The following is a 12,858-nucleotide window of genomic DNA, read 5'->3' on the forward strand; positions in this document are numbered from 1 at the left end:
GACGGGAGAAGCGCGGCGGCTTTACTTCTCGACGAACGCGCGCTCGAATACGTAGTGGCCCGGCGAGCCGATGCGCGGCGAGGCGACGAAGCCGCGGGCGTCCAGGGTGTGGCGCAGGTCGGCCAGCATCTGCGGGCTGCCGCAGATCATCGCGCGGTCGTGTTCCGGATTCAGCGGCGGCAGGCCGAGGGTGCGCTGCATTTCGCCGCTCTCGAGCAACTCGGTGAGGCGGCCGCGATTGCGGAAGTCCTCGCGGGTCACCGCCGGGTAGTACAGCAGCTTCTCGCGGATGGTCTCGCCGAGGAACTCGTGCTGCGGCAGTTCCTTCTCGAAGTAGTCGCGGTAGGCCAGGTCCTTCTCGAAGCGCACGCCGTGGGTGAGGATCACCTTGTCGAAGCGCTCGTAGGTTTCCGGGTCCTTGATCACCGACAGCCACGGCGCCAGCCCGGTGCCGGTGCCCAGCAGATACAGGTGACGGCCCGGATGCAGGTCGCTGATCAAGAGGGTGCCGGTGGGCTTCTTGCCGACCAGCACCGAATCGCCGGGTTTGATGTGCTGCAGGCGCGAGGTCAGCGGGCCGTCCGGCACCTTGATGCTGAAGAACTCCAGTTGCTCTTCCCAGTTGGCGCTGGCGATGGAATAGGCGCGCAGCAACGGCCGCGTCTCCGTCTCCAGGCCGATCATCACGAACTGGCCGTTGTCGAAACGGAAGCCATCGTTGCGGGTGGTGGTGAAGCTGAAGTAGTCCTCGGTCCAGTGGCGGACATCGAGCACCGTTTCGGGGCCAAAAGCGGAAGACATGCCGTTGATCGTGATCGGGAAGGAACGGCGGCCATTCTACCCCATGCCGGTTCAAATGAGATCAACTCTCATTTGAGGATGAGGTGGGTCACGGCGCTGCGGCTCACTTCTCGAACGAGACCTCGTAGGACAGGTACAGCGGTGCCTGCGGCGGCGCCAGCAGCGGGCGCTGGCGCAGGAAGCGCTCCAGGCACAGGGCCAGCGGCGTGGTGCCGTTGCGCCAGCTGGCGCCGACGCTGCCGTCGGCCTGCACCTGCACCACCACGGTGAACGGCGAGGTGTCCGGGCGCGGCGTGGCGCAACTGGCCACGCCCTCGTCCAGCGCCGCGCGCTGCAGGGTCTGCAGGCGTTCCTCCATCGCCGCCGGCAGGCCGGCCTCGTCGCGGTCGGCCAGGGCCTTGGCCGCGGCGTAGTCGGACGGTGCCGGCGTGTCCGCGGCGGGAGCGGCGAGCGCCGGGACGGCGAGGGCGGCGGCGAACAGGCAGGGCAGGGTGCGGAGCATGGCGGTGTCGGAAGGGGCGGACGGGCTAACGATACCCAGCGGCCTGCAGTTCGAACAGTTCCGCGTAGCGGCCGCCCTGCGCCATGAGTTCGTCGTGGGTGCCGCTGGCCTCGATCCGGCCGTCGGCCAGGACCAGGATGCGGTCGGCCATGCGCACGCTGGAGAAGCGGTGCGAGATCAGCACCGCGGTGCGGTTGTCGGACAGCTCCTTGAAGCGCTGGAACACCTCGAACTCGCTACGTGCGTCCAGTGCGGCGGTCGGCTCGTCGAGGATCATCACCTGCGCGTCGCGCATGTAGGCGCGGGCGATGGCGATCTTCTGCCACTGCCCGCCGGAGAGGTCCACGCCGGTCTTGAAGCGGCGCCCGATCACCTGCGCGTAGCCCTGCGGCAGGCCGTCGATCAGCTCGGCGGCCATCGCCCGCTGCGCGGCGGCACGGATCCGCGGCGCGTCGTCCAGTGCGTCGACCTGGCCGACGCCGATGTTCTCGCCGGCGCTGAAGTGATAGCGCACGAAGTCCTGGAAGATCACCCCGAGGTTGGCGCGCAGGTCGTCCAGGTCGTAGTCGCGCAGGTCGCGCCCGTCGAGCAGGATGCGGCCCTCGTCCGGGTCGTACAGCCGCGCCAGCAGCTTGACCAGGGTGGTCTTGCCGGCGCCGTTCTCGCCGACCAGGGCCAGCACTTCGCCGGCGCGCAGGGCGAAGTCCAGGTGCCGCACCGCCCACTGTTCGGCGTCCGGGTAGCGAAAGCCGACGTTCTCGAACACGAAGCCCTGCACGATCGGCCGCGGCACCGGTACCGCGCCCGGGCGGGTGCGGATCTCCGGGACGATGCGGAAGAACGAGTACAGATCGTCCAGGTACAGCGCCTGCCCGGCCACCTGCGAGAAGCCGATCAGCAGGCCTTCCAGCAACTGCCGCAGGCGCAGGAAGCTGCCGGCCAGGAAGGTCAGGTCGCCGATGCTGAAGTCGCCGCGCACGGTGCGCCAGGCGATGTAGCCGTAGGCGCCGTAGTAGCCCAGCGTACCCAGCGCCGCCAGCAGCGTGCCCCACAGCATGCGCTTGCGCGCGAGCGCGCGGTTGGCCTGGAAGTAGCGGTCGGCCAGGGCGCGGTAGCGCGCGATCAGGAAGTTGTGCAGGTTGAAGATCTTCACTTCCTTGGCGGTCTCGACGCTGGCGCCGAGCTGGCGCAGGTAGTCGAGCTGGCGGCGTTCGGCCGTCCACTGGAAGTTGAGCGAGTAGCCCAGCGCGTTGAAGTGCGCCTCGCCGATGAAGGCCGGCACCAGCGCTACCGCCAGCAGGGCGATGAGCCACGGCGCGTACACCAGCAGGCCGACCGCGAAGCTGACCACGGTGATCGCGTCCTGCACCTGGCCGAACAACTGGCTCATCAGGTTCATGCGGCCCATGGTCTGGCGCCGCGCGCGGTCCAGCCGGTCCTGCTGCTCCGGATCCTCGAAATCCTCCAGGTCCAGTTGCGCGGCATGCTCCATCAACTGCACGCTGGTGGTGTTGTTGAACAGCTCCGACAGCAGCGTGTCGGCATAGCTGACCAGCCGCCCGAGCAGGTCCGAGGCGATCGCCAGCGCCAGCTCCAGGCCCAGCAGTTCCAGCAGCCGGTTCAGGCGGCCGCTGGCCAGGGCCTGGCCCAGCGTGTCGAACCCGGGCGATTGCCCAACCAGGTGGATGGCCTCGTCGATGATCAGCTTGCCGACGTACAGCGCGGCCACCGGCAGCAGCGCGCGGATCACGCGCAGGCCGATGCTGCTGAGCGTCAGCCAGCGGCTGGTCTGCCAGATCTGGCGCAGGAACGGCGGCAGGTTGCGCATCGCGTCGAAGCGCTCGCGCAGGCTCGGGCCGGGGCGGGACGCGGCGCGGGCGCCGCCATGAGAAGGGGAGGAAGATGCCATCGGCGCATTGTGCCGGGGGCGGGTGTGCGCGGGGAGTGTGGGGATTAAGCCCCTCTCCCACCGGGAGAGGGGTTGGGGTGAGGGTCCGGCGCGAAGCGTCTCGCGGAGTTGGATGTGCGAAGCTGCGCCCGTACCCTCATCCGCCCCTTCGGGGCACCTTCCCCCAAGAAGGGGGCCATGGTCCCGAGGGGAGAAGGAACAACCTAGCCTCTTTCCCACCCGGAGACGGGTGTGGGTGCGGCGCGAAGCGTCTCGCGGAGTTGGGTGCACGAGGCGTCGCCTGTACTCTCATTCGCCCATTCCGCGCACCGTGCTATTGCGCCAACCCTTGCCGACGTTCGACGTGGTACTGCTGCAGAGAATCTGTGCCCGCCGGACGTGTCGGCAAAGCCCATCGCGGCTGAAGCCACTCCTACAGGGATTTGCTGGCTTTCTACAGGAGCGGCTTCAGCCGCGACCGCCTGTACTCACAGGAACCCATGAGCGTAAGTCCACTGCGCAGTGCAACGGCCAATCAAATGACGCCGCGCTCGACCTACTCGTCCAAACGCAAGGTCAGGCACTTGGCGGCGCCGCCGGCCTTGAGGAATTCATCCAGCGGGGTCTGCACCACGCGGTAGCCGATCGCGGCCAAAGCGGCGCACAGCGCGGGCGAGGCGCGGTTGAGCAGCAGGGTGTCGTCCAGGTCCACCGCGTTGCAGGCGAAGGCGAGGGCATCGGCCTCGCCCACGGCGATGCGCCGCGACGCCGGGATGTGCTGGGCGATCGCCTGTTGCGCGTCGGCGTCGAAGGCGGCCGGGTAGTACAGCAGGTAGCCGTCGCGCAGCGGGCAGAAGCAGGTGTCCAGGTGATAGAAGCGCGCGTCGACCAGGCGCAGCGGCACCACCTCGATGTCCAGCAGGTCGGTCAGCTCGTGCGCGGCGGCCAGGTCGCTGCGGTGGCCGTGGCCCATCCACAGCCGGCGAGCGCCGCGGTCCAGCAGCGCGTCGCCGGCGCCTTCGAAATACACCTGCTCGGGCAGTTCGCAGATGCGCAGGCCGGCCTGGCGGCACCAGGCGGCGAACAAGGCTTCCTCGCCACGGCGTTCGGCGTGGCGGAAGCGGCTGGGCACGAAACGGTCGCCTAGCACCAGGCCGGCGTTGGCGCTGAACACCATGTCCGGCAGGCCCGGCGCGGCAGCGATGCAGTCGACGCGGGCGCCTGCCGCCTCGGCAGCTGCCACCAGCGCGTTCCACTGCGCCTGCGCGCGCTCGCGGCTGGCGGCGTGGACGTTGCCTTCCATCCACGGATTGATCACGTAGTCCACCGCGAAGTGCTGCGGCGCGCACATCAGCAGGCGATGGCGGTAGCTGGCGCTGGCGCGGGACTGCGGTTCGGGGGAGGCGAGGGCCAGGTCGGTCTCGTCGGCCAGGCCGACAGCAAGGGCGTTCTCGATCATGCGCGCGCTCCACGTCTGGGATGCGCGCCACGCTAGCGGCGGCGTGTTGCGGGGACATGTCGGTGGACTGGTGGCGTACGCCAGCGGGATTGGGGATTCGTGCAAGCAGAGCCGCGCGCGCTGGGGGGGCTGCCTGGCGTTGGCGTGTAGGCCGTACGTCCAGCTGCCAGCACTCGGGATTCGGAAGCGCTATGCATCCCGCCGGTTGCGCGATCCTGCCTCCGAATCCCCAATCCCGACGCGCAGCACCCTTACGGCAGCGCCGGCTGCAGCCCCACGCTCAGCCGGTTCCAGGCATTGATCAGGGCCACGGCCATGGTCAGCGCGCTGATTCCGGCCGGGTCGAACTGCGCCGTCAGTGCGTCGTACACCGCCTGCGGCGGCGCGCCGGCAGGCAGCGTGGTCAGCGCTTCGGCCCAGTCCAGCGCGGCGCGCTCGCGGGCGTCGAAGAAGCGGCTGTCGCGCCAGGCGGCGAGGGTGTCGAGCTTGCGCGGTTCGGTGCTCGCCCTGCGCAGGGCGGTGGCATGCATGTCGATGCAGTAGGCGCAGCCGTTGAGCTGGGAGACGCGCAGGAACACCAGTTCGGTGAGGGCACTGCCGAGCGTGCCGTCGTGGACCTGCTGGCTGGCGCTGAGCAGGGCGCGGAATGCGTCGGGTTCGTGGCGGGTGTAGTCGATGCGATGGAAGTGCATGGTGGGTCGCGCATGGCGGCCAGCATGGCCGCCTTCCCCTCCAGGACGCGGCGGTGCGTCGCGGCGTGACAGCGCCGGCGCAGGTCAGTCACGGCTGGCTGCAGGTCGCGCCGTCGGCGCCGGCAACTTGTCCGGGTTCATCAGCGTTAGCACTTCGGCGATGCGCTCGCCGTCGATCACCACCAGCGTCGCCGACTGCAGCCGCGGCCCCAGGAAGCGCAGGATCGCCGGTTCGCCGTTGACCGTGCCGATCCGCGCCTGCAGGCCCAGGCCGCGCCGCGCCACGGCCCAGTACAGCCGGCCGATGCGCTCGGCGCCGTGCAGCGGGCGCAGGCTGGCGGTGACGTTGCCGCCGCCGTCGGAGCGCAACTGCGCGTCGGCATGCAGCAAGGCGACGATGGCGGCGCGGTCGCCGCGTTGCGAGGCGTGCAGGAAGCGCTCCAGCAACTGGCGGTGACGTTCGGGCGTGACCGCGAAGCGGGCCTGACCCTGGCCGAGCCGTTCGCGCGCCCGGTGCACCAGTTGCCGGCAGCCGGCCTCGCTGCGCTCCAGGGTGCGGCCGATCTGCGCGTAGTCGTAGTCGAACGCTTCCTTCAACAGGAACGCCGCGCGCTCGTGCGGGTTCAGCCGCTCCAGCAATGCCAGGAACGCCAGCGACACCTGCTCGGCGCGGTCGTGGCGCTCGGCCGGGTCGGCGTCGTCGGCGATCTCCAGCGGCTCGGGCAGCCACGGCCCGACGTAGTGGACGCGGGCGCTGCGCGCCGCGCGCAGGCGGTCCAGGCCGAGCCGGGTGGTGGCGGTCACCAGCCAGGCTTCGGGGTCGCGGATCGTGCCGCGGTCGCTGGCCTGCCAGCGCAGCCAGGCGTCCTGCACGATGTCCTCGGCGTCGGCGCGGCTGCCGAGCAGGCGGTAGGCCAGGCCGAACAGCCGGGGGCGGTGGGATTCGAAGGTCGGATCGTGGGTCATGATGACCAGGACGGAACAGGGCGTGCCGGCGTGACAGCGGGCGGGGCCGCCACTTTGCCCTAAAATGGGCGGGTTTCCCCCCGCCAGCCGCAGAGCCAGCCGTGACCTCGATCAAGCAGGAAGACCTCATCCAGTCCGTCGCCGACGCGCTGCAGTACATCAGCTACTACCATCCGGTCGACTACATCAAGAATCTGTCCGCGGCCTACGAGCGCGAGCAGTCGCCGGCGGCCAAGGACGCCATCGCGCAGATCCTGATCAATTCGCGCATGTGCGCCGAGGGCCACCGGCCGATCTGCCAGGACACCGGCATCGTCACCGTGTTCCTCGAGATCGGCATGAACGTGCGCTGGGACGACGCCACCATGGGCGTGGAAGACATGGTCAACGAGGGCGTGCGCCGCGCCTACAACCATCCGGACAACAAGCTGCGCGCCTCGGTGCTGGCCGACCCGGCCGGCAAGCGCCAGAACACCAAGGACAACACCCCGGCGGTGGTCAACGTGAAGGTCGTCCCTGGCGACACCGTCGACGTCATCGTCGCGGCCAAGGGCGGCGGCTCGGAGGCCAAGAGCAAGTTCGCCATGCTCAATCCCTCCGACTCCATTGTCGACTGGGTGCTCAAGACCGTGCCGACCATGGGTGCCGGCTGGTGCCCGCCGGGCATGCTCGGCATCGGCATCGGCGGCACCGCCGAGAAGGCGATGCTGCTGGCCAAGGAAGCGCTGATGGAGCCGATCGACATCGTCGACCTGCAGGCCCGCGGCGCGTCCAACCGTGCCGAGGAGCTGCGCCTGGAACTGTACGAGAAGGTCAACGCGCTGGGCATCGGCGCGCAGGGCCTGGGCGGCCTGACCACGGTGCTGGACATCAAGGTCAAGGACTATCCGACCCACGCCGCCAACCTGCCGGTGGCGCTGATCCCCAATTGCGCGGCGACCCGCCATGCGCACTTCACCCTGGACGGCAGCGGCGCGGTGATGCTGGATCCGCCATCGCTGGAAGACTGGCCCAAGCTGACCTACAACCCGACCAATGCGCGCCGGGTGAACCTGGACACCATCACCCGCGAGGAAGTGGCCAGCTTCAAGCCGGGCGAGACGATCCTGCTCAACGGCAAGCTGCTCACCGGCCGCGACGCCGCGCACAAGCGCATGATCGACATGCTCAACCGCGGCGAGACGCTGCCGGTGGACTTCACCAACCGCTTCATCTACTACGTCGGCCCGGTCGATCCGGTGCGCGACGAAGTGGTCGGCCCGGCCGGTCCCACCACCGCCACGCGCATGGACAAGTTCACCCGGCAGATGCTGGAGCAGACCGGCCTGCTGGGCATGGTCGGCAAGTCCGAGCGCGGCGATGCGGCGATCGCCGCGATCCGCGACAACAAGGCGGTGTACCTGATGGCGGTCGGCGGCTCGGCCTACCTGGTGTCCAAGGCGATCAAGGCCAGCAAGGTGCTGGCGTTCGAAGACCTGGGCATGGAGGCGATCTACGAGTTCGAGGTCAAGGACATGCCGGTGACCGTGGCGGTCGATGCCAGCGGCGAGTCGGTGCACAAGACCGGCCCGCGCGAGTGGCAGGCGCGCATCGGCAAGATTCCGGTGGTGGTCGAGGCCTGATCGGCCGCAGCGCGACCGCCGGCGAAGTCGCTGGCGTTCTGCGCGGCGCTGGCGGTGCGCCGGCGCCGCGGCAATAATCGGCGCTGGTTCCGTCTCCGGGGAAAGCGTCGTGTCCATCGTGCTTTACGGCTCGCCCAGTACCGCCTCGTTCGTCGTGCACTGGTTGCTGATCGAACTGCAGGTCGATTTCGAACTGCGCATGCTCGATTTCGAGCGCCAAGAGCAGAAGAGCCCCGAGTACCTGGCGCTCAACCCGCAGGGGCGGGTACCGACGCTGGTGCTGGACGGGCAGGTGCTGACCGAATCGGTCGCCATCGCCATGCACCTGGCCGACCTCTATCCGCACGCCGGCCTGGCGCCGCCGCCCGGCACCCATGAACGCGCGGCCTATTACCGCTGGATGCTGTTCGGCGCCTACACTCTGATGCCGGCCTACCGTGACTGGTTCTATCCCGACGAACCGGCCGGTGCCGACAATGCCGAGCGCGTGCGCGCCAGTGCCCGCGCGTTCCTGGAAAAGGCCTGGGACGAGGTGGCGACCCACCTGGAACAGGGCGGCCCCTATCTGCTCGGCGAGCACTGCAGCGCCGCCGACTTCGTGCTGGTCATGCTGATGCGCTGGTCGCGCAACATGCCGCGGCCCACCGACAGCTGGCCGGCGCTGAAGGCGCTGGCCGACAGGATGAAGGCGCGCCCGGCGTTCCACGAGACCTATCGGCGAGAAGGCATTGCCGACTGGGCGTGAGGTATGGCGCGGAAGCGTGGTTTCGGAAGCAACGGTGGCTATGTCGTGGGGCGTCGGCTGTCGGGGTGCGGCAGCTTCCCCGGGCAACGGAAGTGGGTTCGCGGAAACTGTGCTCGTCCGTTTTTTCTGGTCTTCGACATGAGAGCCGAATCAGCAAAGCGCTGATTCACAAGCACGTGCGCTGACCGCTCACGTGATTCACCGCGCGCAAGAGGCGTCGCGCGTCGTCGGGCAGCACGCGGCGCCCCCTCCTGCGTCACGTTGTCGCACCCGCGACTGCGGCCGACCCGCTGCCGACGCGGCCGCCTAGAATGATGCGGTGTCCGTCCTCCGTGCTCCCGCCCGACTGCGCCGCCTGATGCGCTGGCCCGCCTTGCTGGCCGCGCTGTTGCTGGTGGTCGCGCCGGTGGCCAGCCGGCTGCTGGAGACCGCAAGCCTGTCGGTGCCGATGTGCACGACGGCCGGGTTGCAGGCGATGCCTAAACTGCCACCGGAAAACGGTGCCGCGCACGCGATCCACGCCGATCATCACGAGGTGTCGGGCGCACAGCGCGACCATGGCCCGGCGCATGCCGCCTGCGACTACTGCCTGCTCGCCGCACGGCTGCTGCCGTGGCTGGCGATCGTCCTGCTGCTGGCCGCTGCGCTGCCCGCGCCTGCAACCGCGGCGCCATTGCGCCACCGTATCCACGCTGCCGTGCGCTGGCGTGCGCACGCCGCACGCGGGCCGCCACCGAATCTCCAGAACGCTCTCCTGTTTCCGGTGCGCTAGGCGCGCCGGCGCCGTTCTTTTCTGGAGTCCACCTCATGCCTCAGTTCCTGCCGTCGCCCGCGCGGGCGGCGTTGTCGTGCTGCATTCTTGTCAGTCTGTTTCCCGCTTCCGGCCATGCCGAAGCGCCCGATGCCACCACCCTCGACCGGATGCAGGTGACTGCCACCGCGCCGGTCGCGCCGCTGACCTGGACGGTCGATCCGAAGCTGCCGCGGCAGCCGGTGCCGGCCAGCGACGGCGCCGACTATCTGAAGACCGTGCCGGGCTTCGCCGCGATCCGCAACGGCGGCACCAACGGCGATCCGGTGCTGCGCGGCATGTTCGGCTCGCGGCTCAACGTGCTCAGCAACGACGGCACCCTGGTCGGCGCGTGCCCGGCGCGGATGGACAACGCCTTGTCCTACATCGCGCCGGAGACTTTCGACCGGCTCACCATCGTCAAGGGCCCGCAGACCGTGCGCTGGGGGCCCGGCGCCTCCGCCGGCACCGTGCGCTTCGAGCGCGACACCCCGCATTACGCGGCGCCGACGCTGGAAGGCGAGGCCAGCGCGCTGGTCGGGTCCTGGAGCCGCAACGACCAGAACCTGGACCTGCGCGGCGGCAACCGCAGCGGCTACGCCCGCGTGGACGCCAACCGCTCCGAGGCCGGCGACTACCGCGATGGCGACGGCGCAGTGGTGCCGTCGCGCTGGCGCAAGTGGAATGCCGACGCCGCGGTCGGCTGGACTCCGGACCCGGACACCGTGCTGGAACTCTCCGCCGGCAGCGGCGACGGCCTGGCCCGCTACGCCGGGCGCAGCATGGACGGCACCCAGTTCCGTCGCACCAGCTACGCCGCGCGCTTCGAGCGCACCGACCTGCCCGGCGCCTGGGAAGCGCTGCGCGCCAACGCCTACGTCAACGACGCCGACCACGTCATGGACAACTACACGTTGCGCCGGCCCAACCCGCAGTCGGCGATGCCGATGCCGATGGCCGCCAACGTGGACCGGCGCACCAGCGGCGGGCGCGTGGAATCGGAGTGGCGCTGGGAGCAGGTCGTGGTCCAGGCCGGCGTCGACACCCAGCAAAGCCGCCACCGCGACCGCAGCGCCAGCGGCGAGGGCGCATACCGGACCGTGCCGTGGCGCACCGACGCGCGGTTCGACAATCTCGGCGCCTTCGCCGAGGCGACCTTCGGCGCCGGCACGGCGCAGCGCTGGATCGCCGGCCTGCGCCTGGATCGCGCGCAGGTCGAGGACACCCGGCGCAGCATCGGCATGATGGGCATGCCCAATCCCACCGCCGGGCAGACGCGCAGCGAAGACCTGGGCAGCGGCTTCCTGCGCGTGGAGCGCAACCTCTCGGCCGACACCGTCTGGTATGCCGGCCTGGGCCGCAGCGCACGCATGCCGGACTACTGGGAGCTGTTCTCTGCGGACATGGGCCCGATGGGCGCGGCCAACGCCTTCGCCGGGCTGCGCCCGGAACGCACCACCCAGCTCGATCTCGGCCTGCAGTACCGCGGCGCGACCGTGCAGGGTTGGGTCTCCGCCTACGCCGGGCGGGTGCAGGACTTCATCCTCTTTACCTATGCCGACGGCGGCATGATGGGCACCACCACCCGCGTCGACAATGTCGATGCGCGCATCGCCGGCGCCGAGGCGGGACTGGATTGGCAGCCGTTGCACGGCCTGACTCTCGGCGGCACGCTGGCCTACGCCTGGGGCGAGAACCGCAGCGACGGCACGCCCTTGCCGCAGATGCCGCCGCTGGAATCGCGGCTGCGACTGGAGTGGGAAGGGCAGCGCTGGTCGGCCGGGGCGTTGCTGCGCGCGGTGGCGCGGCAGGGGCGGGTGGCGTTGGACCAGGGCAACGTGGTTGGCCGCGACCTCGGCCGCAGCGCCGGTTTCGCCACGCTGGGGGTGAGCGGCGGCTACCGGGTCAGTGAGGGGCTGCGGCTGAGCGCCGGCATCGACAACGTGTTCGACCGCCGCTACAGCGAACATCTCAACCTGGCCGGCAGCGCCGACTTCGGCTTTCCGGCCGATCCGGTGCGCATCGCCGAGCCGGGCCGCAATCTGTGGCTGAAGGGCAACTACCGGTTCTGAGCGACCGGCGCACGCGACGCCCAGGCGGGCGTCGCGTGCGCCGCTCAGCCGTGGCCGATCAGAACCATTCCAGTAGCGAGATGCCGACGCCGACGTAGGTGGCGCGGTGGTTGTAGTCGATCATGCTCTCGCCATAGCCGTCGAACACCTGCACATGGCCGCGCAGCAGGTTGCTGATCGGGAAGCCCCAGTCCAGCTGCACCGCACCGTGCGAGCGGTCGCCGCCGCGCAGCGAATGCCGTGCCATCAGCGCCACCTCGTGGCCGTTGCGGTTGTAGATCAGGGTCGCATCGCCGCGGCCCATGTAGTCCTCGATGTCCGGATTGTTGTCCTGCTTGCGGCTCTCCGGGATGCGGTACCAGGGGCGCAGCACCAGCGCCCAGTTGTCGCGGTCCAGGCCGATGTTGAGCATCGCCCGGTTCCAGCTGCGCGACAGCGGATCGCTGCGGCCGTTGGACTGGTGGGTCAGCTGGATGCCGGTCATCCGTCCCTTCCAGCCGAACAGGCTGTAGTTGTTGCGGAACACCAGCATCAGTTCCGGCTCGTAGTTGGTCTCGCGGAACGGCCGCGACTGCTCGGAGTTGTACACCTGCCAGCGCGAGCTCTGGGTATAGGCGCCCCACAGGTCGCCGTTGTCGCCGAAGATGTTCTCCACGATCTTGGTCTTGAAGCTCAGCTGGAACTTCGCCTCCACGCTGTCCAGCGGCTCGGCGGTGGTCACCGTGTTGACCGGGTTCGGCGAGGACGGCAGCTCGTTCTTCTTGCTGGTCCAGAACGCCGGCAGCAGGTACACCGGCTTGTAGGCGCGCAGCTGGAAGGTGCCCAGCTTGGAGTCCTTGGCCAGTTCCCAGCGGCTGTCCAGCAGCGAGCCCTTGCCGGCATTGGCGATGGTGCTGTCGTAGCGGTCCTGCTTGAAGATCGCGGCGGCGCGCTGGCGGGTGCGCTCGGCGACGCCGGCGTCTTCCGGCACGCTGGCGTCCAGCTGTTGCTTCTGGCGTTCGCTGGCAGCCTTTGCCGCGGCATCGGCGGCCTGCGGATCGGCGGTGCGGCGCGACAACGCCTGGTCGTAGCAGGCCAGGCGGGCGGCGTCGCTGGAAATCGCCACGCAGGCTTCCGGCGAGGCGGGGGTGGGCAGGACTTCCTGCGCGTGCGCAAGCGGCACGGCCGCGATCGACAGCAGCAACAGGGGACGGACCTGACGATGGGACATGCGGTTCTCGCTGCAACGGGCGGCGCGGGCGGGTGGTGCGCTGCCGGGGTGAATGGCCGGCAGGGAAAATACAGGAAGTGACGACAACAGGGTCATCACACGTTCATGCTG

The 12,858-nt window shown here is 69.6% G+C and carries 11 protein-coding genes; 4 read left to right on the plus strand and 7 right to left on the minus strand.

Features of this window, described 5'->3' with window-relative positions:
- Nucleotides 1-21: 21 nt before the first annotated feature.
- The 6 genes from SLW55_RS09255 to SLW55_RS09280 all read right to left on the minus strand — a co-directional run bounded on the left by SLW55_RS09255 (nt 22) and on the right by SLW55_RS09280 (nt 6,308).
- A complete protein-coding gene (locus tag SLW55_RS09255) occupies nt 22-801 on the minus strand; it encodes a ferredoxin--NADP reductase (protein ID WP_026143480.1) in 780 nt (259 codons plus the stop codon).
- Nucleotides 802-904: 103 nt separating this feature from the next.
- Nucleotides 905-1,303: a hypothetical protein gene (locus SLW55_RS09260; protein WP_209244665.1), complete on the minus strand. Its 399-nt coding sequence runs from the start codon at nt 1,301-1,303 to the stop codon at nt 905-907.
- Nucleotides 1,304-1,328: 25 nt separating this feature from the next.
- Complete coding sequence (locus SLW55_RS09265) at nt 1,329-3,212, minus strand: ABC transporter ATP-binding protein (protein ID WP_267100468.1); 1,884 nt, start codon at nt 3,210-3,212, stop codon at nt 1,329-1,331.
- Nucleotides 3,213-3,747: 535 nt separating this feature from the next.
- Nucleotides 3,748-4,650 (minus strand): arginine deiminase-related protein, encoded by a 903-nt coding sequence (locus SLW55_RS09270; protein WP_152237124.1) that lies wholly within the window; start codon nt 4,648-4,650, stop codon nt 3,748-3,750.
- Nucleotides 4,651-4,901: 251 nt separating this feature from the next.
- Nucleotides 4,902-5,342, minus strand: a complete 441-nt coding sequence (locus SLW55_RS09275) for a carboxymuconolactone decarboxylase family protein (protein WP_267085525.1) — start codon at nt 5,340-5,342, stop codon at nt 4,902-4,904.
- A gap of 84 nt (nt 5,343-5,426) precedes the next feature.
- The gene (locus SLW55_RS09280; RefSeq protein WP_320694412.1) at nt 5,427-6,308 is read right to left on the minus strand and encodes an RNA polymerase sigma-70 factor; all 882 of its coding nucleotides are present in this window, start codon (nt 6,306-6,308) and stop codon (nt 5,427-5,429) included.
- A 101-nt stretch (nt 6,309-6,409) separates the two neighbouring features.
- Here SLW55_RS09280 and SLW55_RS09285 point away from each other — a divergent pair, with 101 nt between their 5' ends.
- The 4 genes from SLW55_RS09285 to SLW55_RS09300 all read left to right on the plus strand — a co-directional run bounded on the left by SLW55_RS09285 (nt 6,410) and on the right by SLW55_RS09300 (nt 11,537).
- Entirely contained in the window at nt 6,410-7,930 is a 1,521-nt protein-coding gene (locus SLW55_RS09285) for a fumarate hydratase (protein ID WP_017912810.1), read from the plus strand.
- Between the two features lie 109 nt (nt 7,931-8,039).
- Nucleotides 8,040-8,675 carry a glutathione S-transferase family protein gene (locus SLW55_RS09290; RefSeq protein WP_152239855.1) on the plus strand — a complete coding sequence of 212 codons (636 nt, stop codon included), beginning with the start codon at nt 8,040-8,042 and terminating at the stop codon, nt 8,673-8,675.
- A gap of 358 nt (nt 8,676-9,033) precedes the next feature.
- Nucleotides 9,034-9,447 carry a DUF2946 family protein gene (locus SLW55_RS09295; RefSeq protein WP_152239870.1) on the plus strand — a complete coding sequence of 138 codons (414 nt, stop codon included), beginning with the start codon at nt 9,034-9,036 and terminating at the stop codon, nt 9,445-9,447.
- Nucleotides 9,448-9,482: 35 nt separating this feature from the next.
- Complete coding sequence (locus tag SLW55_RS09300) at nt 9,483-11,537, plus strand: TonB-dependent copper receptor (RefSeq protein ID WP_152239856.1); 2,055 nt, start codon at nt 9,483-9,485, stop codon at nt 11,535-11,537.
- A gap of 58 nt (nt 11,538-11,595) precedes the next feature.
- On the opposite strand, the gene SLW55_RS09305 is transcribed toward SLW55_RS09300, so the two are convergent.
- Nucleotides 11,596-12,747 (minus strand): phospholipase A, encoded by a 1,152-nt coding sequence (locus tag SLW55_RS09305; RefSeq protein WP_267092414.1) that lies wholly within the window; start codon nt 12,745-12,747, stop codon nt 11,596-11,598.
- Between the last annotated feature and the right edge of the window lie 111 nt (nt 12,748-12,858).

The sequence above is a fragment of the Xanthomonas sp. LF06-19 genome (assembly GCF_034105425.1).
Lineage (GTDB): Bacteria > Pseudomonadota > Gammaproteobacteria > Xanthomonadales > Xanthomonadaceae > Xanthomonas_A > Xanthomonas_A sontii.